General features: G+C 69.8%; 14 protein-coding genes and 1 pseudogene. 7 read left to right on the top strand and 8 right to left on the bottom strand.

The features are described 5' to 3' along the window. The 7 genes and pseudogenes from ACWDAG_RS44020 to ACWDAG_RS44050 form a co-directional block, all read right to left on the bottom strand. Positions 1–107, bottom strand: a pseudogene (locus ACWDAG_RS44020) (Zn-dependent alcohol dehydrogenase); the annotation flags it as partial. Then, positions 104–541 carry an RbsD/FucU domain-containing protein gene (locus ACWDAG_RS44025; protein ID WP_388929000.1) on the bottom strand — a complete coding sequence of 146 codons (438 nt, stop codon included), beginning with the start codon at positions 539–541 and terminating at the stop codon, positions 104–106. The pseudogene ACWDAG_RS44020 and the gene ACWDAG_RS44025, both read right to left, overlap by 4 nt. Further along, positions 532–1434 carry an amidohydrolase family protein gene (locus tag ACWDAG_RS44030; protein ID WP_450701197.1) on the bottom strand — a complete coding sequence of 301 codons (903 nt, stop codon included), beginning with the start codon at positions 1432–1434 and terminating at the stop codon, positions 532–534. Before ACWDAG_RS44030 ends, ACWDAG_RS44025 begins: the two co-directional genes overlap by 10 nt. Then, positions 1427–2770, bottom strand: coding sequence for an L-fuconate dehydratase (locus ACWDAG_RS44035; RefSeq protein WP_450701198.1), 1344 nt, complete (start codon positions 2768–2770; stop codon positions 1427–1429). Before ACWDAG_RS44035 ends, ACWDAG_RS44030 begins: the two co-directional genes overlap by 8 nt. A gap of 91 nt (positions 2771–2861) precedes the next feature. Continuing rightward, positions 2862–3905, bottom strand: coding sequence for an ABC transporter permease (locus ACWDAG_RS44040; RefSeq protein ID WP_450701199.1), 1044 nt, complete (start codon positions 3903–3905; stop codon positions 2862–2864). Next, positions 3898–5460, bottom strand: a complete 1563-nt coding sequence (locus ACWDAG_RS44045; RefSeq protein WP_450701200.1) for a sugar ABC transporter ATP-binding protein — start codon at positions 5458–5460, stop codon at positions 3898–3900. Before ACWDAG_RS44045 ends, ACWDAG_RS44040 begins: the two co-directional genes overlap by 8 nt. Positions 5461–5503: 43 nt before the next feature. Then, on the bottom strand, positions 5504–6568 hold the full coding sequence (locus tag ACWDAG_RS44050; RefSeq protein WP_450701201.1) for a sugar ABC transporter substrate-binding protein: 1065 nt from the start codon (positions 6566–6568) through the stop codon (positions 5504–5506). 434 nt (positions 6569–7002) lie between these two features. Between ACWDAG_RS44050 and ACWDAG_RS44055 the strand changes: the two genes are divergently transcribed. Both ACWDAG_RS44055 and ACWDAG_RS44060 read left to right on the top strand, forming a co-directional pair. Continuing rightward, the gene (locus ACWDAG_RS44055; RefSeq protein ID WP_450701202.1) at positions 7003–9234 is read left to right on the top strand and encodes an alpha-L-fucosidase; all 2232 of its coding nucleotides are present in this window, start codon (positions 7003–7005) and stop codon (positions 9232–9234) included. 135 nt (positions 9235–9369) lie between these two features. Continuing rightward, positions 9370–12258, top strand: a complete 2889-nt coding sequence (locus tag ACWDAG_RS44060; RefSeq protein ID WP_450701203.1) for a glycosyl hydrolase family 95 catalytic domain-containing protein — start codon at positions 9370–9372, stop codon at positions 12256–12258. 11 nt (positions 12259–12269) lie between these two features. On the opposite strand, the gene ACWDAG_RS44065 is transcribed toward ACWDAG_RS44060, so the two are convergent. Further along, positions 12270–12722 carry a hypothetical protein gene (locus ACWDAG_RS44065; RefSeq protein ID WP_450701204.1) on the bottom strand — a complete coding sequence of 151 codons (453 nt, stop codon included), beginning with the start codon at positions 12720–12722 and terminating at the stop codon, positions 12270–12272. Positions 12723–13354: 632 nt separating this feature from the next. On the opposite strand from ACWDAG_RS44065, the gene ACWDAG_RS44070 reads away from it, so the two are divergent. The 5 genes from ACWDAG_RS44070 to ACWDAG_RS44090 all read left to right on the top strand — a co-directional run bounded on the left by ACWDAG_RS44070 (position 13355) and on the right by ACWDAG_RS44090 (position 22101). Beyond that, positions 13355–14314 carry an expansin EXLX1 family cellulose-binding protein gene (locus tag ACWDAG_RS44070; RefSeq protein WP_450701205.1) on the top strand — a complete coding sequence of 320 codons (960 nt, stop codon included), beginning with the start codon at positions 13355–13357 and terminating at the stop codon, positions 14312–14314. Positions 14315–14597: 283 nt separating this feature from the next. Beyond that, the gene (locus ACWDAG_RS44075) at positions 14598–16583 is read left to right on the top strand and encodes a beta-galactosidase (RefSeq protein ID WP_450701206.1); all 1986 of its coding nucleotides are present in this window, start codon (positions 14598–14600) and stop codon (positions 16581–16583) included. Positions 16584–16599: 16 nt separating this feature from the next. Continuing rightward, entirely contained in the window at positions 16600–18738 is a 2139-nt protein-coding gene (locus ACWDAG_RS44080; RefSeq protein WP_450701207.1) for an alpha-galactosidase, read from the top strand. A gap of 41 nt (positions 18739–18779) precedes the next feature. Continuing rightward, positions 18780–20288: a glycoside hydrolase family 43 protein gene (locus ACWDAG_RS44085; RefSeq protein WP_450701208.1), complete on the top strand. Its 1509-nt coding sequence runs from the start codon at positions 18780–18782 to the stop codon at positions 20286–20288. 46 nt (positions 20289–20334) lie between these two features. Continuing rightward, positions 20335–22101 (top strand): cellulase family glycosylhydrolase, encoded by a 1767-nt coding sequence (locus ACWDAG_RS44090; RefSeq protein WP_450701209.1) that lies wholly within the window; start codon positions 20335–20337, stop codon positions 22099–22101. Positions 22102–22112 lie beyond the last annotated feature (11 nt).

The following is a 22112-nucleotide window of genomic DNA, read 5'->3' on the forward strand; positions in this document are numbered from 1 at the left end:
CCGACGAACGCGGGAGCCAGCTCCACCTCACCCGGACCGGGCGGCACATCGACCACGGGAGCCGTGTCCAGGGAGCGAGCGGAAACATAACGGACGGCGAGTGTCATCGTGTCGTCAGGGTCCCTTCAGCGCGGACGCCGATGGTCAGCAGCAGGTTGGCGTAGGTACGGGTGTCGGCGGTGACGATCGCCAGCGCCAGGTCGGGCGAGCGGGCGGCGTCGTAGAACTCGAAGCGGCCGAGCGTGTCCACCGGGAGGGGCGCCAGCATCGAGCGGTACTCGGCGATGGCGGGCGGCTCCGGTTCGCCCTCGGGCGGCACCATCACGTGGGCCGACTCGACGGGCAGGGCGCGCAGCAGGACGTCAAGCACGGTGGTGACGTCCAGCAGGCCTGGGGCCAGGTTGAGATGGACGGTCCGGGCGCGCTCGCCGGTGGCGGTGCTGGCGGGGTAGTGGCCGTCGGCGAGCAGCACACGGGAGCCGTGACCGGCTCCGGCCAGGGATTCGAGGATCCCGGGGTGCAGCAGTTCCGTCAGGAGCACGGTGTCACCTCCTTCATGGGACGGGGGTCGAGGTGGTAGAAGGCGGTCGCGGTGCCGGCGAGCACCGCGTGGATCTCGGTGTCGGAATATCCGTCCAGCAGTTCCTCGACGGTGGCGGCCCAGCGGTTCCAGCCGCCCGCGAGGTTCGCGACGGGCCAGTCGGAGCCGAACATCAGGCGGTCGGCGCCGAAGGCGGAGAGCAGGACGTCCCACACGGGGCGGATGTCGTCGACGGTCCACTTCTCGTGGTCCGCCTCGGTGATCAGCCCCGACACCTTGCAGCGGACCTGGGGATGCCTGGCCAGCATCCGCAACTGCTGTGCCCAGTCGGTGAGTTCGCGCCGCACGAGCGGCGGCTTGCCGGCGTGGTCGAGGACGAGCGGCAGCTCGGGGAGCCGTTCCGCGAGCCGGATCGCCTGCGGGAGCTGGTGGCTGCGGATCAGCACGTCGTATCCGAGCCCGCGCTCCCCGACCGCCCGCAACCCCCTTTCCACGTCCGGCCGCCCGAGCCAGTGCGGATCGGACTCGCCCTGCACGAGGTGGCGTACGGACCGCAGGTACCGGCCCGCCTGCCCGGCCCGCAGATCGTCGAGTACGTCACCGATCGCGGGGGACGAAAGGTCCGCCCAGCCGACCACGGCTCCGATCAGCGGGTCGATGTCGGCCAGGGCGAGAAGCTCGCGGGTCTCGGGCACTGAGGTGACGCACTGGACGACCACCGAGCTCGTCAGTCGCCGTCCGGCGATCGGCCGGGTCGCGGCCGAGCGCAGGTCGTTCGGGCTGAAGTTGCGGCGGATCGGCTCGTGCCCCGGCTCGTCCAGCCAGGGCTGCGGCCGGACGTCCAGGTCCCAGACGTGGTGATGGGCATCGACGAGGGGCCGGGCCTCAGACACGAGCTACCCAGACGGGGCCGTCGGGGTAGGCGTACTCCTTGAGGGACGCCTGGTGCATCTGCGCGCTCAGCCCGGGCAGCGTGGGCGCAAGGTAGTGGCCGTCGACGATGCGCACCGGGTCGACGAAGTGCTCGTGCAGATGGTCGACGTACTCGATGACGCGGTCCTCGGTCGTGCCGGAGACCGCGACGTAGTCGAACATCGACAGGTGCTGCACCATCTCGCACAGGCCCACGCCGCCCGCGTGCGGGCAGACCGGGACGCCGAACTTCGCGGCGAGGAGCAGGATCGCGATGTTCTCGTTGACGCCGCCGACCCGCGCGGAGTCGATCTGCACGATGTCCACCGCGCCGGCCTGCAGGAGCTGCTTGAAGACGACCCGGTTGGCGATGTGCTCGCCCGTGGCGACCTTGATGGGGCTGACGGCCTTGCGCACGGCGGCGTGACCGAGGATGTCGTCGGGGGAGGTGGGCTCCTCGATCCAGTACGGCTGGTAGGGCGCCAGGGCACGCATCCAGTCGATCGCGGGCTGGACGTCCCATCGCTGGTTGGCGTCGACGGCGATGCGGATGCCCTCCCCGACGGTCTCGCGCGCGGTGCGCATGCGCCGTATGTCGTCCTCCAGGTCCGCGCCGACCTTCAGCTTGATCTGGGTGAAGCCGTCGGCGACGGCCTCGCGGGCGAGGCGGGACAGCTTCTCGTCGGAGTAGCCGAGCCAGCCGGGGGTGGTGGTGTAGGCGGGGTAGCCCTGGTCGAGCAGGTGGCCGATGCGCTGGGCGCGGCCGGGCTCGGCGCGTCTGAGGATCTCCAGGGCCTCCTCCGGGGTGAGGGCGTCGGACAGCCAGCGGAAGTCGACCTGCGCGACCAGCTCCTCGGGCGACATCTCGGCGAGGAGGCGCCACACGGGCTTGCCGGCCCGCTTGGCGGCCAGGTCCCAGGCGGCGTTGACGACTGCGCCGGTGGCCATGTGGATGGCGCCCTTCTCCGGTCCCAGCCAGCGCAGTTGGGGGTCGTGGACGAGGGAGCGGGAGAACGCGCCGAGGTCGGCGCAGACCTCCTCGACCGACAGGCCCACCACGTACGGCGCGAGAGCGGCGATGGCGGCGGCCTGGACATCGTTGCCGCGGCCGGTGGTGAAGGCCAGGGCGTGGCCCTCCAGTCCGTCGCCGGCGTCGGTGCGCAGGACGACGTAGGCAGCGGAGTAGTCGGGTTCGGGGTTCATCGCGTCCGATCCGTCCAGGTGCTCGGACGTCGGGAACCGCACGTCGAGCACGTCCAGGGCGGTGATGCGGGCAGAGGCCGGGGATGCCTGGGAAGGGGACAGGGCGGATGACATGGCGGCAACTCCTGTGAGGTGCGGGGGTGATACGACCCCTGGCGACGAGATGAAGGGCGGAGGAGGGCGGGCGTCCGGGACGCCCGCCGGTTCACTCCTGGGCCTTGCCGCCCGTGATACGCGAGATGGCGAGGGCGACCAGGATGATCAGGCCGTTGAGAGCGCCGATCCACTGCGCGGGGACGCCCGCCAGCGTGAGCACGTTCTGGATCATGAAGAGCAGCAGGATGCCGCAGAAGGCCCCGAACATGGTGCCCTTGCCACCGTTGAGGCTGATCCCGCCGATGACGGCGGCGGCGAAGACGGTGAAGATATAGCCGTTGCCCTGCGCGGAGGCCACCGAGGCCAGGCGTCCGGAGAGCATCAGCCCGGCGAGGGCGGCGAGGACACTGCCGGTGACGATGACGATCCACAGCACCCGGTCGGTGCGGATGCCGGCCGCCTTCGCGGCGTCGACGTTGCCGCCGATGGCGTACAGCGAACGCCCGAAGCTGGTCCAGCCGAGCACCACGATCGCAACGGCGAACAGCACCAGGCAGACCCAGATGGAAGCGGGCATCCCGAACCATTCGGCCGTGCCGAGGTAGAGCATCGACGGCGGCAGCTGGAAGAAGGTCTGGCCGCCGGAGATGCCGGTGAGGACACCGCGCAGCACGATCAGCATGCCGAGGGTGACGATGAAGCCGTTGAGGCCGAAGCGGATGATCAGCAGGGCGTTGATCACGCCGACGAGCGCGCCCACGGCCAGGGTGACGGGAATCGACCACGCGCCGGGGAGCAGTCCGAGTCCGTGCCCCGCGCCGACCGGCACGACCAGCCAGGCCGCGACACCGGGTGCGAGGCCCATGGTGGACTCCAGCGACAGGTCCATCTTCTTGACGATCAGGATCATCGTCTGGGCGAGGACCAGCAGGGCCATCTCGGACATGGTCTGCAGGACGTTGATGAGATTGTCGGCCTGCAGGAAGACCGGGTTGACGATCTGTCCGACGATCGCGATGACCACGATGGCCGGGACGAGCGCGAGGTCGCGCAGACGGGCCAGGGGTATCCGGCCGCCGAGCAGCACGGTCCGCTTGGGCGCCGGCTCCGTGCCGCCCGCGGCGGCGGTGTCCGCGAGGACGGTTTCAGGCATCGAGGTCCACTCCTTCCATCGCCGCCACGAGGTCGTGGTCGTGCCAGCCGCGGGCGATCTCTGAGGTCACACGGCCCTGGAACATCACCAGGACCCGGTCGCACATGCGCAGGTCGTCGAGTTCGTCGGAGGCGATGAGCACTCCGGTGCCGGTGGCCGCGGTCTCCTCGACCTTGTCGAGGAGGAACTCCTTGGAGCGCACGTCCACTCCTGCGGTGGGGTTGATCAGGACCAGCAGCCGGGGGTCGTCGGCGAGGGCGCGGGCCATGACGACCTTCTGCTGGTTGCCTCCGGACAGGGCGGAGACGGGCAGGTCGGGGCCGGGAGTCTTGATCGCGAGGTTCTTGATCATGCCCTCGGCGAGCCGGTCCCGGCGGCTGCGGCTGAGGAAGCCGTTGGAGCCGAGCCTGCGGGGAACGGACAGGGTGGCGTTGTCCGCGATCGACATGCCGGGCACGAAGCCCTGGTGGTGTCGGTCCTGGGGGACGAACCCGGCGCCTGCGGCGAGCGCCGCGGGCACGCTGCCCGGCCGGGGCCGGCTCCCGGCGATCTCCACCTCGCCCGCCGCTGCCGCCCGCAGTCCCACGACGGTCTCGGCGACCTCGGTGCGACCGCTGCCGGCGGCCCCCGCGAGGCCGACGATCTCGCCGGCCCCGATCTGGAAGGTGACGTCGTCGTAGGCGTCGCCCCGCAGAGCGCGGACGTTCAGTGCGGCCGCGGCGCCGGAGTCGAGGGCACTCGTGCGTTCCTCGCGCCGGTCGGCCGCCGCCTCGCCGGTCATGGCGGCGACGAGGTCGGTGCGAGGCAGTTCCGCGACCGGTGCGGTCACGATGTGCCGGGCGTCTCGGAACACCGTCACCATGTCGCAGATCTCGTAGATCTCCTGGAGGTGGTGGCTGATGAACAGGAAGGTCACGCCCTGGCGCTGCAGGTCGCGGATGCGGTCGAAGAGCCGGTTGATGGCCGCCGCGTCGAGTTGGGCGGTCGGCTCGTCGAGGATGATGAACCGGGCCCCGAAGGACAGCGCGCGGGCGATCTCGACGAACTGCCGCTGCTCGACGCTCAGATCACCGGCCGGGGTCTGCGGGTCGACGTCCACCGACCAGGCCGACAGCAGGTCCTGTGCGCGGCGACGGGTGGCCTGCCAGCTGATGAGCCGGCTCTGTCCGTGGTCGTGCCGGTTCAGGAAGAGGTTCTCGGCGACGGTCAGCGTGGGGATGATCGTCGACTTCTGGTAGACGCAGGCCACGCGCCGGCGCCAGGCGTCACGGTCGCCGAGCCGGGGGGCCGGCTCGCCGCCGAAGGTCACCGTTCCCTCGTCGGGGGCCTGAAGACCGGTGAGGACCGACACGAGGGTCGACTTGCCGGCTCCGTTGCGGCCGACCAGCGCGTGGGTCTCGCCGGGCCTGATGGTGATCCGGGCGCCGTTCAGGGCCACCGTGGGGCCGAATCGTTTGACTATGCCCGTCGCCTCGACGACGGGCGGGTCCGAGGGGGCCCGCCCGTCGTCCGCCGGGGCGGGCGCGGGGGTGACTGCTCGCTCCCCGTCGCTCATCTCAACCGCCTTGATCTTGTGGGCTGTTGTTCCGGAAGACGAATCAGCCGAGGTTGTTGCCCCACAGCGACTTGTCGTCGCTCTTGACACTGGCCACGCCGCCGTAGGTGGCACCGTCGGCGGTGACCAGCGGGGCGGAGAGCTGGTCCTCGAGCACGCCCTCGCGGACCTGGATGATGGTGCTGTCGTGGTCGGTCTTGCCGGGCTTGAACGTCTTCCCGTCGATCGCGGCCTTGAGGTAGTACAGGGCGTACTTGGCGTACAGGTCGGCCGGCTGGGAGACGGTGGCGTCGATCTTGCCCGCGGCGATGTCCTTGAGCTCCTCGGGGATGCCGTCGTTGGACACGACGAACACGTGCTTCTTGTCCTTCGGGTCCACCAACAGACCCTTCTGCTTGAGGACTTGGAGCGTGCCGGAGAGCGCGAAGCTGGCCTCCATGTAGACGCCCTTGATGTCCGGGTTGGCCGTCAGGTCGGTCTGCAGCTTCTGGGCGGCTACGGCGCCGTCCCAGTTGGTGGCCTCGCCGAACACCTTGATGGCCGGGTAGTTCTTCTTCATGCAGTCGTTGAACGCCTCGGTGCGGTCACGGCCGTTGATGGAGTCCAGGCCGCCCTCCAGCATCACGACCTTGCCCTTGCCGCCGAGCTTGGTGCCCAGGTACTGGCAGGCCTTCTCGCCGTAGGCGCGGTTGTCGGCGCGCACGACCATGAACACCTTGCCGCTGTCGGGGCGGGTGTCGACGGTGACGACGGGGATCTTCTTCGCCTCCAGCTGCGCAAGGGTGGGCGCGATGGCGGCGGTGTCCTGCGGGGCCATGGCTATGCCCTTGACGCCCTGGCTGATGAACGTCTGCGCGTTGGCGGTGAGCTTGGCGACGTCGTTCTGCGAGTTGGTCGTCTTCAGGTCCAGGCCCAGCTCCTTGCCGTACTGGGGTGTGTACTTGATGTACGAGTTCCAGAAGTCCGTGTCGGAGCGCGGGTAGTCGACGCCGACCAGCGGCTTGCCGCCCGACGACGCCGACGTGGTGGAGCCGCTGCTGCACGCACTGAGCAGAGTCAGTGCGGACAGGGCGGAGACAGCGGAACAGAGGGCGGTTCTGAGTCTCATCGGTGCTTCCTCGCGCCGGTCCCGTAGCGGGAGATGTTTCGCCTCGACGACATCTGTGTATCGCCGTGCTGTAGAGATGGGATGTTTATAGGTGGGCCCACGACCCCCTGTCTACCCCCGCGATCGAGGGATCTTCGTAATACCAGCTCAAACCCCACCCGGGATGAACACGGGTGGCACCAAGGGGGCAAGATCCATCCCATCAATTGTCGCGCTTGGATCATTCAAATCGGTCACGCCACCCTGACAGACATGCCATGTTTAGCCAGTGGTGAATCGCAATAAATCGCCCTCAAGCATGTCCAACTGCCTTGGCATGTAGCGCTTTTCATCCCTGCACACTGGTTGACATCCCAGGGAGACATGGCCGACCTTCATCCGTAACAAGCGGCGCCCTGCACTCCCCTCTCCCCTTCTGCACCAGGGATGTCTCCATGTCGAGTTCGATCAACAGACGCCACTTCCTGGCCGGTGCGACCTGCGTCGCCGCTGCGGCCGTTGCCGGAGGTCTCTTCGGTGCCGGGATCGCCCAGGCGGCGCCCAGCACGTACACGCCCGACTGGAACTCGGTCGACCAGCACCCGCCGGCCCCGGAGTGGTTCCAGGACGCCAAGTTCGGCATCTACTTCCACTGGGGCGTCTTCAGCGTCCCCGCGTACGACAACGAGTGGTACCCGCGCAACATGTACCAGGCGGGCAGCAACGCCAACCAGCACCACATCGCGACCTACGGCCAGCCATCGGCGTGGCCGTACCACAACTTCATCAACGGCGCGCAGGACCTGGCGGGCAACTTCGTGAAGTTCGCGCCGAAGCTGAAGTCGGCCGGCGGGAACTTCGACCCCAACGAGTGGGCCCAGTTGTTCGTCGACGCGGGCGCCAGGTTCGCCGGCCCGGTCGCCGAGCACCACGACGGCTTCTCGATGTGGGACAGCCAGGTCAACGAGTGGAACTCGGTGAACAAGGGCCCGGGGCTGAACCTGCTGCAGCTCTTCTCCACGGCCATCCGCGCCAAGGGCCTCAAACTGCTGGTGGCCATGCACCACGCGTACCACTTCAACGGCTACTACGAGCACGTCCCCGCCCAGACGGACCCGAGCCTGAAGAAGCTCTACGGACAGCTGGGCTCGGCCGCGGAGAACCAGCTCTGGTACGACAAGCTCAAGGAGGTCGTCGACCGCGCCCAGCCCGACATCCTGTGGCAGGACTTCAAGCTGGACGCCGTCGACGAGACCCAGCGCCTGAACTTCCTGTCGTACTACTACAACCAGGCCAACAGCTGGGGCCGTGAGGTGGTCGCCACCTACAAGGACGGGTTCGACAACAAGGGCGAGGTCTTCGACTACGAGCGCGGTGGTCCGGCCGACATCACCACGCCGTACTGGCTGACCGACGACAGCATCTCCAGCTCCAGCTGGTGCTACACCCAGGGCATCGGTTACTACAGCATCCAGCAGATGCTGCACGCGTTCATCGACCGGGTCAGCAAGAACGGCAACATGCTGCTGAACATCGCGCCGATGGCCGACGGCACCATCCCCCAGGCGCAGAAGGACGTCCTGCTCGGCATAGGCGACCATCTGAAGCGTTTCGGCGAGTCGATCTACTCGACCCGCGCGTGGAGCGTGTACGGCGAGGGCCCGACGAAGATGGGCGGCGGCGCCTTCACCAATCCGACGGCCGGCACGGCGCAGGACATCCGCTTCACCCGCAACAAGGACAACAACGTCCTGTACGCCACCGTCCTGGGCTGGCCGGGCAGTTCGCTGACGATCAAGACACTCGGCTCGGGCAGCATCAACCTGTCGTCGCTGACCTCGGTGAAGCTTCTCGGCTCCACCGCCGGCACCTACATCGACCTGCCGACGCCGACCCAGAGCGCCTCCGGCCTCACGGTCACCCTGCCGTCCTCCGCGCCGTACAGCGCGGGCGCCTATGTCCTGAAGCTCTCCTTCTCCGGCACCATCCCGGCCCTGACGCCGCTCGCCGGGGCCGCCGCCTTCGCGGACGTCAACTACACGGGCAGCTCGGCCACGTTCGCCCTCGGCGACCACACCGCGGCCGACCTGACCGCGGCGGGAGTGGGCGCGCGCAGCATCTCCTCCCTCCGGCCGGCCCCCGGCTACCAGGTGATCGGCTACTCAGCAGACAACTTCACCGGCACCGCCTGGACGTTCACCGCCGACAACCCCGACCTCAGGGTCACCGGCAACAACGATCAGATCACCTCGCTGAGGGTCCAGTTCAACCCGTCGACGTACTTCCGGCTCACCAACGTCACCGACGGCCTCGCCCTGGACAGCGGCGGCAACGTCGCCTCCGGATCGAACCTCAAGCAGTGGACCTGGAACGGCAGCTCCAACCTCCAGTGGCAGGCGGTCGATGTGGGCGGCGGCTACTACAAGCTGGTCAACCGCACCAACGGCATGGTCGCCGACGGCTGGGGTGCCACCGCGGACGGCTCCGTGGCCCGACAGGCCGCCTGGAACGGCGGCAGCAACCAGCAGTGGAAGATCACCCACCGGGGCGGCGGCAGCTACTCGATCGCCAACCGCACCACCGGCCTGGTCCTCGACGGCGGCGGCAACGTCTCCTCGGGCTCCGTCACCAAGCAGTGGACGTACGGCAGCAGCTCCAACCTGCTGTGGTCCTTCACGGCCGTCTGATCCCTTTCCCCGCGAACCCCCGCCGCCGCCCGGATTCCGCTTTAAGTCGACCGGGCGGCGGTGGGGCACCACCACGACGGGCCACCGCTCCTCTCTTCCACGACCACGCACCGCCGACCGGCCACAGGAGTCCCCTTGACGGACAGCGCCATGGACCGCAGACGGTTCCTCACCGCAGCCGCACTGACCGCGGGAGCCGCGACCCTGCCAGGCGGCCTGCTCCCGGGCACGGCGGAGGCGGCCGTCCCCCCGCAGATCACCCTCCCCGAGCGCGGCATCCATGACACGTCCCCGGCCTCCTCCTGGACCGACGGCTTCCTCACCGGCAACGGCGAGTACGGGGCCGTGCTGCACGGCGCTCCCGCCCTGGAGAAGGTGGTCTTCAACCATCACCGGTTGGTGCTGCCGAACGGCACCCGTGACCTGACCCCGCCCGTGATCTCCGGCCGTCTGGAAGGCGCCCGCGACAAGGCACTCGCGGGTGACTACGCGGGCGCCGACCGGGACTTCGCCGCGGGCTGGTCGCTGCGGTGGACGCAGGCCTACCACCCCGCGTACGAACTGCAGATCGACACGCCCGGCATGACCACGGTCAACGACTACGCACGGGTCACCGACTTCCGTACCGGCGAGGTGAGTTCGAGCTGGACGGACCAGTTCGGCACCTGGACCCGGCGGGCGTTCGTCTCGCGGGCCGACAAGGTGATCGTCCATGAGCTGACGCCCGCTCCCGGCCGCACCGTCGACACCACGCTGAGCGCCAACACCGCGCTCACCGGGGTCCCCAGCAGCATGAGCTTCACCACGCGTGCCACCGTCAGCGGCGGCTCCGGCTACCTGAATCTGCGCGGCACCTACCCCTCGGGGCAGGGCGCCTTCGGCTACGAGGGCGTCACCCGCGTCGTCGTCTCGGGCACCGGCGCCACGGTCACCGTCAACGGCTCCACGATCGTGGTGGCCAAGGCGGCCAAGGTGCTGCTGCTGACGAAGCTGGGCCGCTACGAGTCGTCCACGGGCTGGGACTCCCAGCCGCTGCACACCCAACTGGCCGCGCTCGGCACCGACTACGCCGGACTGCTCGCGCGGCACACCGCCCTGCACACCCCTGTCTACGACCGTTCCCGCCTCGACCTGAACGTCCCGGCCGCCGACCGGCAGCTCTCGGTCAGTGAACTGATCGCCCGCCAGAACGCCGACCGCACGGTCATAGACCCGGCACTGCTGGAACGGCTCTACGACTCCGGCCGCTACCTCTTCCTCAGCTCCAGCGGCATCCTGCCACCCCGCCTCACCGGCATCTGGGCCGGATCGTGGGGCGCCGCCTGGGCCGACGACTTCACCACCGACGCCAACGTCAACCTCCAGGTCGCGGGCGGCAACATCCTCGACCTGACCGAGCCCATGCAGGGCTATTTCGACCTGATCCTGGGCCAGCTCGACGACTGGCGCACCAACGCGAAGAACCTCTACGGAGCCCGCGGCTTCCTCGCCCCCTCCCGCACCGACGGCGAGTACGGCCACATGCTCCACTTCAACAACGGCAACTTCCCCGGCCAGTGCTGGACCGGCGGCGCCGACTGGCTCCTCTTCCCGCTCCTGGAGTACTACCAGGTCACCGGCGACCAGGCGTTCCTGCGCGACAAGCTCGGCCCCGCGCTGATGGAACTGGCCCTGTTCTACGAGGACTTCCTCACCCGCACCGACGCGAACGGCAAGGCGGTCTTCGTACCGTCCTTCTCCATGGAGAACGCCCCCCGCAACACCGGCGTGTACCTCTCGATCAACGCCACCGGCGACATCATGGCCGGCAAGCACGCCCTTCAGGCCGCCGTCGACGCGGCCAACACCCTCGCCGTCGAACAGGGCGGCGGCCAGGGCGTCGCCCGCTGGACGGCGCTGCTGAAGAAATTCCCTGACTACCGCGTCAACGGCGACAGCGCACTGGCCGAATGGTCCTGGCCGAGCCTCACCGACAACTACAACCACCGGCATGTCCAGCACCTGTACGGCGCCTGGCCGCTGCACGAGATCAACCCCGAGACCGCGCCTTCCCTGGTCCGCCCGGCGCAACGGGCCCTCGAACTGCGCGGCGACCAGAACATCTCCGCACACGGCAGCCTGCACCGGGCACTGGCCTGGGCCCGGCTGAAGGACGGCGGCCAGGTCTACGGCAACCTGCGCAAGATCCTCGGCAACAACATGGTCTTCAAGTCGCTGATGACCTCGCACAATCCGAACCTCGACATCTACAACGCCGACGCGGCGAACGCCATCCCCGGCGTGCTGGCCGAGACCCTGATCTACAGCCGGCCCGGGGTGCTGGAGATCCTCCCCGCGCTGCCCGACCAACTGCCCAAGGGCACGATCACCGGGGTACGGGCCCGCGGCCGGATCCGGATCCACAACTTCGCCTGGGACCTGAACGCCCGGACCGCCACTCTGTCCGTCACCTCCGACGTCAACCAGGACGTCACGCTGATCAGCCGCCGAGGCATGACCTCCGTGACCACGACCGCGACCGTCACGGCCTCATCCCTCGGCAGCCACGCCAGGAAGGTCTCCCTGACCGCCGGGCAGCGCACCGACATCACCGTCTCCCTGCTCAGCGGCTTCTTCCGGCTCGAGAACCGGCGCAGCGGCAAGGTACTCGACGTCGCCGGCGGCAGTACGGCCGACGGCGCCGGCCTCATCCAGTGGGGCTGGTCCGGCAGCCAGAACCAGCAGTGGCGGCTCCAGCCCGACGCCGACGGCTCCTTCCGCCTCGTCGCCCGCCACAGCGGCAAGGTCGTCGACAGCCCCGGGAGTTCCGGACAGGGTGCCCAACTCATCCAGTGGCCGGACGGCAACAGCGACAACCAGCACTGGAAGGTGGTCGACGCAGGCGGTGGATACGTCCGGCTCGTCAACGTCCGCACCAGCCTGTGCGCGGACGTGGACGGCGGATCGGCGGACAACGGCGCCAAGGTGATCCAGTGGCCCGTCGGCGACGGGACCAACCAGCAGTGGCGGCTGGTCGCCCTCTGACCGTCGCCGCTCTACGCGCGCCCCAGCACCGGATCGGCGGCTCTGAGCACCAGGTCGTGATCACGTGTCAGCTGGGGCCGCAGCGACAGCGCGCCGCCGGGGCCCGCGCACCGGAGGGCCGGAAACACGCTGATGTCCCGGCGGTCGACAACACCACCGGCCGGCATAGCCAGCCGGATCTCCGGCCCGCCGTACGCGCTCAGGCGCAGATCCCACAGCGCCTCGCCCCCCGCATGGCGTTCCGCCACCACGTCGACCGGCAGGGTGATGTGGAAGCAGCCGTCCTGATCCACGAAACAAGGGGCGTCGACGACAGGCCCTGCGCTGTCCTGGAGCCGCGCCAGGAAGCGGTAGTGGTACGCCCGCGCGGTCCTTCCGCGGAGCGAGCCCTGCACGCGGATCACATGGTCGTCCACTTCGACGGAGACGACCTCGGCGTGCGCAGGACGGTGCCGGGCGCGCACGGCGAGTCCTCCGTCCTCCGTCGTGTACGGGATCCACGTGCGCCCTGCCCCGTCCGCCGGCCGCCGGGCCGCGGGATCCAGGAGGCGCGCCGTCTCGACGAGCCCCGCCCGACCGGGCGCGACCTGCTGCCGCCCGAATGACGAAGGAACACGTCCAGTCGCCCTCGGCAAGGTCCCAGTGACGCTTGTCGAGGATGGCCCGTACGCGGCAGTCGCCGCCCGTGCCGGACTGTTCGAACTCGATCCTCGACGTGGCGGCGAGGTTCTCGTGACGGGGTTGCACGACCAACTGCCCGTTCCGAGGCACCGACTGACCTGCGGACACCTCGAAGGCGAGCGAGCCTCCTGGCAGCACCCGGCAGTCGACCGTGAGCAGCCGGGTGCGCCGGGCCATGCCCAGGCCGGTCAGCCGCCCGCGCCTCAGTCTGCTCATTCCGCACTCCTCATGGTCTTGGTCCGCGCCTCCATCCCATCGCGGGTCCCCTCGGTGTTCACTCCGCCGACCAGCGGGACCACCCCCGCCGACAGGCCGGACCCTCGTCGTCCGAAGCCGAAAAAGTTGTCGGCAACCTTTGCGCTCCCTGCGGCGACTGAACAGTGCACCGTCGACTCGAGCATCCGAACGGACAGGTATGAAGACAGCACGGCAGGCCGCACGGCAGCGCAGGCGCAGACACAGGCTGCTGGTGGGCACTTCGGTGGCGCTGGCCTCCGCGGGCGTCGTCGCCGCCCTGGTCATGATGTTGCTCCCCGACCGCGACACCGACGGGACGTCGGTCGCGGTCGCACGCGCCGCCGGCACCCCGGCGAGGACCACGCCCCCGACCGGCACCCCGAGTCCCACGGGCACCGCGACCGGCACGCCGACCGCCACAGGCTCGCCGACCCCGAAGGCCCCCGCGCACACCCCGTCGAAACGACCGTCGGCCGCGCCCACCCCGCGGGCCGCGCGAACGACGTCGACCACGGCACCGTCGACAGGACGGATACGGCCCGGGGCCACCTACACAGGAGTCGCCACCGCCTACGAAGCAGGCGACGGAGACGGCGCCTGTGGATTCGGCCCGAGCGGCGACATGATGATCGCGGCGATGAACACCACCGACTACGAGACGTCCAGGGCATGCGGCGCGTACGTCCACGTCCGCGCGGCGAACGGCGCCTCCATCACGGTACGGATCACCAACGAGTGCCCCCTGCCCTGCGCACCCGGGCAACTCGACCTCAGCCAGCAGGCCTTCGCCAAACTCGCCGACCTCAGGGTCGGCCGGCTCTCGATCACCTGGAACCTGGTCAGCCCGAGCACGTCCCAGACGCTGTCCATCAGGTACAAGACCGGGTCCAGCCCCTACTGGTGCGGCATCCAGACGATCGGCCAACGCAATCCGGTGACGCGGCTGGAGGTCCGCACCGGAAGCGGCTGGCGGCAGTTGCCCCGCACCTCCTACAACTACTTCCTGTCCGCCAACGGCACTGGATGCGGCAGCACGATCAGAGTCACGGACATCTACGGGGAACAGCTGACCGTCAGCGGGATCGCCCTGCGGCCGAACGTCGTGCAACCGACCCGGGTCCAGTTCGCGCGGCACTGACACGCGCCCTCGTCGGCCATACCGAAGCCCTGCTGGGTCATGAGTAGTTGACCCAGCAGGGCTTTGGCGTCTTTGGAGTGTCGAAGCGCATCGACAGAGCCTTCGCCCCTGGGGAACTGTCAATGGACCAGGGAAAAGAGAGCTTCCTGGCGCCTGAACTCTTGTTCCGCACGAAACTTCTCCGTTACCTTCGCCTGCGAGGTGAAGCGCTTCGACAATCCCGAGTACCCGTCCTGACGTTTCGTCAGAGGGTCACTCGTCCCTCCGTACCCAAGGAAGCCTCATGACGGCACGCAGCATCACCGACCGCCTCGGTGGCCTCGCCTTCGGCGGGGACTACAACCCCGAGCAGTGGGACGAGCCGGTCTGGAAAGAGGACGACGAACTCATGCGTCGGGCCAGGGTCAACCTGGCCACGCTGGGCGTCTTCTCCTGGGCCCTGCTCGAACCGGAGGAGGGACGCTACGACTTCACCTGGCTGGACACCCACATCGAACGCCTCCATGCGAACGGCGTGGCGGTCGACCTCGCCACCCCGACGGCCTCCCCGCCGCCCTGGTTCACCCTCGCCCATCGGGAGGCGCTGGCAGTCAGGGCCGACGGCACCCGCCTGGTCCACGGCAGCCGCGACACCTACTGCCTCGCCTCACCCGCCTACCGCAACGCGGCCCGCCGGATCGCCTCCGCCCTGGCCGAACGGTACGGCGACCACCCCGCGCTCGCGCTGTGGCACGTGCACAACGAGTACGGCACGCTGTGCTGGTGCGACCAGGCGGCGGCCGCGTTCCGTGTGTGGCTGCGCGCCCGGCACGGCTCGCTGGACGCCCTCAACGAGGCGTGGGGCACGGCCTTCTGGAGCCAGCGCTACACCTCCTGGGAGCAGGTCCTGCCGCCGCGTGCGACGCAGTACCACAAGAACCCAGGCCAGACAGTGGACTTCCACCGCTTCTGGGCCGACGAGATCATCGCCGCCTACTGCGAGCAGCGCGACGCGATCCGCGAGCACAGTGACCGCCCGGTGACGACGAACCTGATGCTGCCCTACGACCTGCGGCTGAACGTGTGGGCGTTCGCCCGCGAACTCGACGTCGTCAGCTCCGACCAGTACCCGGACGCGAACGGCCCCGACGGCGCCGCACATGCGGCCTTCTACGCCGACCGCTCCCGCTCCCTGGCCGGCGGCCGGCCCTGGCTGCTCATGGAGCAGGGCACCAGCACGGTCTACGACGGCGATCAGGTGATCGGCAAGGAGCCGGGTGACGTACTGCGCCACAGCCTCGGTCACATCGCGCGCGGTTCGGAGGGCGCCCTGTTCTTCCAGTGGCGGCAGTCCCGGGCGGGCGCCGAGACCTGGCACTCGGCGATGCTCCCGCACGCGGGCCCGGACAGCCGTATCTTCCGCGAGGTCACGCGGACCGGTGAGGCAGTCGCCCGCCTCGGGGAGCTGGCGGGCTCGACGGTCACCGCGCAGGCGGCCGTGCTCGACGACCCGGACGCCATGTGGGCGCTGGAGGTGGACGGCCTGCCCTCCTCCCGCCTCGATTACCATGCACCGCTCGCCGGGGCGCACCGCGCTCTGTGGGACGCGGGCGTCACGACGGACTTCGCCCACCCGGAGCACGATCTGAGCCGCTACCGGCTGGTCATCGCCCCCTCTCTGTTCCTGCTGTCCGACAGGGGCGCGGAGAACCTGCGCCGATACGTCGAGGGCGGGGGAACGCTTCTCGTCCAGCACGCCGCCGGCTACGTCGACGACCGCATGCACGCCCGTCTCGGCGGCTACCCGGCCGCACCGCTGCGCGAGGCGCTGGGCATCCGCGTCGAGGAGCACCGGCCGCTGCGGACGGAGCAGCGGATCACCCTGTCCGACGGCTCGCACGGCACCGTCTGGAGCGAGTCCCTGCGCACCGTAGGCGCCGAAACGCTCGCCGCCTACACCCACGGCATGCTCACGGACAGCCCGGCACTCACCCGGCACCGCTTCGGCACCGGACAGGGCTGGTATCTCTCCACCCGCCTGGACGACGCCGACTACGGCGCACTGGTCGGACGGCTCCTGAAGGAAGCCGGCGTCGAGCCGGAGCCGGCGGGTCTTCCGGCCGGTGTCGAGGCCGTCACCCGGCAGGCAGCCGACGGCCGCCGCTGGCACGTCCTGATCAACCACACCGAGGACACCGTGCCCCTGCCGGAACCCGCCCACGACCTGCTCACCGGCACCACGGCCCACGAACTGCCGCCCGGCGCCTGCGCGGTCGTGCGCGGCCACTGACCTGGAAAAGGCCACCATGGAATCGGAATCGGAACTGCGGAGCTTCCGCTGGGGTCATGAGGCCCTGCACCTCGAGTTCGTCCTCGGCGACGACGGCGACGCTCGTCTGACACACCTCGGACTGCCGGGCGAGACGGCCAACGGCCCCCGTGGGTCCCTGCCTCTGGTGGAGGTGACGGCCACGGGTCACGGGCGCGACTGGTCGGGCAGCCGCCTGGTCCGGACGGCGATCGGCGGGCGGCTGCGCCACCGATCCCACCGCGCGGGCCGCGACGGTGACTGGCACACCCTGACCGTCCAACTCCACGACCCGGACACCGGTCTGGTCGCGGAGGTGACCTACCGGTCGCCGGACGGCATCCCCGTGCTCCGCAGCGAGGTGAGCCTGCGCAACGAAGGGCAGGACACGCTCCACCTGGAGTCGGTCAGCTCGTTCGCCATGGGGTGCCTGACCACGCAGGATCCGGCGGACCTGGACGCCGCCGACCTGCTGTGGGCGGAGAACGACTGGCTCGCCGAATGCCGCTGGCAGCGACAGCCGATGCGCCGGACGACACCCGGCGTCAGCGGACGCGTGACGTACGGGCACGGCAAGGCCGGCTTCGCCCTGAACGGCCAGGGCACCTGGTCCAGTTGCGGACATCTGCCCATGGGCGGACTGACGGACCGGCGCACCGGTCACACCTGGGTGTGGCAGATCGAGCACAACGGAGGCGGCTGGCACTGGGAGTGCCAAGAGCACGACCGGGCCGCCTACGCGGCACTGTTCGGGCCCACCGACGCCCACCACGGCTGGCGCCATCCCCTGGAACCCGGCGCCGCCTTCCGCACCGTACCCGCCGCCCTGTCCTTCAGCGCCGACGGCGGCCCCGACGCCGCGTTCGCCGCGCTGACCCGCTATCGACGCGCCCAGCGCCGCCCGCATCCCGACCACCAACGCCTGCCCGTCATCTTCAACGACTACATGAACTGCCTGATGGGAGACCCCACCACCGAGAAGCTGCTGCCGCTGATCGACGCGGCGGCCGAGGCCGGCGCCGAGTACTTCGTCATCGACGCGGGCTGGTACGACGATGGCGGTGGCGGCTGGTGGACCACCGTCGGCGCCTGGGAACCGGCCGCCTCGCGCTTCCCCGGGGAGAAGGGCATCCACGAGGTGCTGGACCGCATCCGGGAGCGCGGCATGGTGCCCGGTCTGTGGCTGGAGCCGGAGGTGATCGGCGTCCACAGCCCGGTGGCCGACTCCCTGCCCGACGAGGCGTACTTCCGCCGCGACGGCGTCCGCGTCACGGAGTCCGGCCGCTACCACCTGGACCTGCGCCACCCGTCCGCCCGGGCCCACCTGGACCAGGTCGTGGACCGCCTGGTCGGCGAGTGGGGCGTCGGCTACCTCAAGCTGGACCACAACATCGACCCCGGCTCCGGCACCAGCGCCCACCCCGGCGAGAGCGCGGGCGCCGGACTGCTCGGCCACAACCGGGCGCACCTGGACTGGCTCGACGGCATCCTGGACCGCCATCCGCACCTGGTGGTGGAGAACTGCGCATCGGGCGGCATGCGTTGGGACCACGCCCTGCTGTCGCGGCTGCAGCTCCAGTCCACCAGCGACCAGCAGAACCTCACCCGCTACGCGCCCATCGCGGCCTCCGCACCCACCGCCGTCACCCCCGAGCAGGGCGCCGTATGGGCCTATCCACAGCCGGAGGACTCACTCGACGAGGTCGCCTTCACCATGGCGAGCGCCCTCCTCGGCCGTGTCCATCTCTCGGGCCGCCTGCTGGAGTTGGGGCCCGAGGCCCGCGCCCTGGTCCACGAGGCGGTCGCCACGTACAAGGCCATCCGCGCCGATCTGCCGCGAGCGGTGCCCTCCTGGCCGCTGGGCCTCCCCGGCTGGGACGACCCCTGGATCGCGCTCGCCCTGCACACCCCCGCCACCACCTACCTCACCGTCTGGCGGCGCGCGGGCGGCGAGGCCACCACTCTCCGGATGTCTGAACTCGCGGGCGGCGCAGCCCATGTCGAGGTGCTGTACCCCGCCGCAGGTCAGGCAGCCGCCGTCTGGAACCCCGACACCACCGACCTCACCGTGACCCTGCCCGCCGCGCCGTCCGCTGTGCTGCTCCGCATCACCCGCACGGAACCGGACGCTCCCTGAGCGCCGACCCTGCCGCCCACCCGACGAAAGGACGACCGAGGGTGACCGCCCAGAACCCGCCCGCCCGCGCCACCAACCCCGTGATCTCCGGCTTCCACCCCGACCCCAGCATCTGCCGCGTCGGCGACGACTACTACCTCGCCTGCTCCAGCTTCGAGTACTTCCCCGGCATCCCCCTCTTCCACAGCCGCGACCTGGTGCACTGGCGGCAGATCGGCAACGTCCTGGACCGGCCGGAACAACTGCGGCTGTCGCAGGCGTGGTCCTCCGGCGGCATCTACGCCCCCACCCTGCGCCATCACGACGGACGGTTCTGGCTGATCGTGACCAACTGCACCGAGGACGGCGGCAATTTCATCGTCACAGCCACCGATCCCGCCGGACCGTGGTCGGACCCCGTCCGGGCACCGGGCGTGCCCCGCATCGATCCCGACCTGGCCTGGGACGAGGACGGCACCTGCTGGTGCACGGTCGCCGGGGTGTCCCAGGTCCGTATCGACCCGTCCACCGGACAGACATACGGCACACCGCACAGGCTCTGGTCCGGCGGTCCCGGCGCCAAGGCCCCGGAGGCGCCGCACCTGTACCGGATCGACGACTACTGGTACCTGCTCATCGCCGAGGGCGGCACCGAGCGCGGCCACGGCGTGTCGATCGCCCGCGGCCTTGCGCCGACCGGCCCGTTCGAACCGCACCCGGCCAACCCGATCCTCACCCACCGCGGCACCGACCACCCCGTGCAGAACACCGGCCACGCGGACCTGGTCCAGGGCCCCGACGGCTCCTGGTGGCTGGTCTTCCTCGGGGTACGGCCGGGCGGCGGCACCCCCGGCTGGCATGTGCTCGGCCGGGAGACCTTCCTGGCTCCGGTGACCTGGGAGGACGGCTGGCCCGTCGTCGGCGAGGTCACCCTGGACCTGCCCGAGCTCCCCTGGCCGCTCGACCCCGCCCCCGCCGAGGAACGGCGCGACGACTTCGAGCTCGGCGAACTCGCGCCGCTCTGGATCTCCGTGCGGGACCGGCTCCCCGAGCTCTGCACCACCAAGGAGCGCCCGGGATGGCTGACGCTCCGCGCGCGGGGCGGCTCCCTGGACGAGCCCGACGTGGTGTTCACCGGCCGTCGGCAGCAGCACCTCACCTGCCGGGCCCGCACCCTGATCGACCCGTCCGAGGGGCGTGGCGGTCTCGCGGTCCGGCTGGACGAGGCGCACCACTACGAGATCGAGGCGTCCGGCACCGAGGTGCAGGTGATCGCGCGCGTCGGCTCCCTGCGCACGGTCGTGGCCGCCCAGTCCGTGCCCGCCGGGCCCGTGGTCCTCGCCGTCACCATCGCTGACCCGCCGTCACCGCACGGGCCCTGTACCGGACCCGACGTCGTCTCTCTGGGCGTCGAAGGCCCGGACGGAACGTTCACCGAGCTCGCGAACCTCGACGGCCGCTACCTGTCGACGGAGGTGGCCGGCGGCTTCACCGGCCGGGTCATCGGCATGTACGCCGCCGACGGCTCCGTCCACTTCGACTGGTTCGACTACGAGTCCCTCGACGGCTGAACCCGAACGACCCACCGGAAGGCACGACCGGACGAAGGGAAAGAACTTGAAGGACATACGGCTACCCGCCCGCCACCGCGGGCGCGGACCCGGACGTCTGGCCGGCCTGCTGACGGCGCTGCTCGTCATCCTGGGACTGTCCGCCGGCGCCGGCACCTCGATCGCCGCGCCCGACAACACGGCGAAGCCTGCAACGTCGACGGTCGGAGTTCCGGCCCGTGCCATGGACGCCGTCGCAGCGATGCAGCCCAGCTGGAACCTGGGCAACACCCTGGACGCGATCCCGGACGAGACGTCCTGGGGCAATCCGAAGGTCACCAAGGACCTGTTCGACACCATCCGCGCGCAGGGCTTTCGCAGCGTCCGCGTCCCGGTGTCCTGGACCGACCACCAGTCCGCCACCGCGCCGTACGCCATCGACGCCACGTGGATGAGCCGCGTCAAGCAGGTGGTCGACTGGGCGCAGGCCGACGGCCTGTACGTCGTGCTCAACGTCCACCACGACTCGTGGCAGTGGATCTCGAAGATGCCCACCGACCACGACAACGTCCTCGCCCGCTTCAACGCCGGCTGGACCCAGATCTCCTCGGCGTTCCGGGACGAGCCGCGCACCCTGCTCTTCGAGAGCGTCAACGAGCCGGGCTTCGACAATTCCACGGACGCGCAGAAGAACCAGCTCCTGGACGAGCTGAACACCTCCTTCCACAAGATCGTCCGCTCCTCGGGCGGCGGGAACGCGAACCGCCTGCTCGTCCTGCCCACGGTGGGCTGCACGCCCTCCCAGACCTTCATGGACGCCCTGTCCGCCACGATCGGCGCGCTGCACGACAGCAACCTGGTCGCCACGGTGCACTACTACAGCTACTACCCGTTCAGCGTGAACATCGCGGGCGGCACACGGTACGACGAGTCCGCCCAGAAGGACCTCAACGAGGCCTTCGCCCGGATGCACGACACGTTCGTCGCCAAGAACATCCCGGTCTACCTCGGCGAGTACGGTCTGCTCGCCTGGCCGGACCACAACCACCCCGACCGTGTGGAGCGCGGTGAGGCGCTGAAGTACTTCGAGCACGTCAACTACGCGGCGCGCGTCGCCGGTGTCACCACCGCCCTGTGGGACCCCGGAACCTTCGCCTACCTGAACCGCCAGACGCTGAAGTGGACCGACCCCGCCCTGTACGCCTGGATCAAGTCGAGCTGGACCACCCGCTCGGGAACCGCCTCCTTCGACAAGATCTTCGTGCCCAAGTCCAGCCCGATCACGGCCAAGACGCTCACTCTGAACCCCAACGGCGCCAAGTTCCGCGGCCTGTGGCAGGGCAGCACCCCGCTCGCCCCGGGAAAGGACTACACCGTCACCGACGACCGGCTCACCCTCACGGCACAGGCACTGACCCGGCTGACCGGCGATCGCTCGTACGGGGTCAACGCAACGCTGCAGGCCCGGTTCTCCCGCGGACTGCCCTGGACGATCGACGTGATCACGTCCGACACTCCGGTGCTGTCGAACGCCATGGGTACGACCGGCTCGTTCACCATTCCCACCCAGTACCGGGGTGATGTCCTGGCGACCATGGAGGCCAAGTACGCCGACGGCAGCAACGCCGGTCAGGCGAGCTGGACCCCGTACCAGGAGTTCAACGCGGCCTTCTCACCGGACTACCCGGGCGGCACGATCATTCTGACGCCCGACTTCCTGAACGCGCTGCACGACGGCCAGCCGGTCACGCTGACCTTCCACTTCTACAGCGGCGCCACCGTCACCTACCACGTCACCAAGTCCCAGGGCTCGGTCACCGGCACGACATCCTGAACGACCGGCCC

Source organism: Streptomyces sp. NPDC001157 (genome assembly GCF_053598255.1).

Bases quoted from the DNA above. Each gene is read 5' to 3' on its own strand.
- ACWDAG_RS44035 (WP_450701198.1), bottom strand. From the start codon at position 2,770: ATGTCATCCGCCCTGTCCCCTTCCCAGGCATCCCCGGCCTCTGCCCGC.
- ACWDAG_RS44040 (WP_450701199.1), bottom strand. From the start codon at position 3,905: ATGCCTGAAACCGTCCTCGCGGACACCGCCGCCGCGGGCGGCACGGAG.
- ACWDAG_RS44045 (WP_450701200.1), bottom strand. From the start codon at position 5,460: ATGAGCGACGGGGAGCGAGCAGTCACCCCCGCGCCCGCCCCGGCGGAC.
- ACWDAG_RS44050 (WP_450701201.1), bottom strand. From the start codon at position 6,568: ATGAGACTCAGAACCGCCCTCTGTTCCGCTGTCTCCGCCCTGTCCGCA.
- ACWDAG_RS44055 (WP_450701202.1), top strand. From the start codon at position 7,003: ATGTCGAGTTCGATCAACAGACGCCACTTCCTGGCCGGTGCGACCTGC.
- ACWDAG_RS44070 (WP_450701205.1), top strand. From the start codon at position 13,355: ATGAAGACAGCACGGCAGGCCGCACGGCAGCGCAGGCGCAGACACAGG.
- ACWDAG_RS44075 (WP_450701206.1), top strand. From the start codon at position 14,598: ATGACGGCACGCAGCATCACCGACCGCCTCGGTGGCCTCGCCTTCGGC.
- ACWDAG_RS44080 (WP_450701207.1), top strand. From the start codon at position 16,600: ATGGAATCGGAATCGGAACTGCGGAGCTTCCGCTGGGGTCATGAGGCC.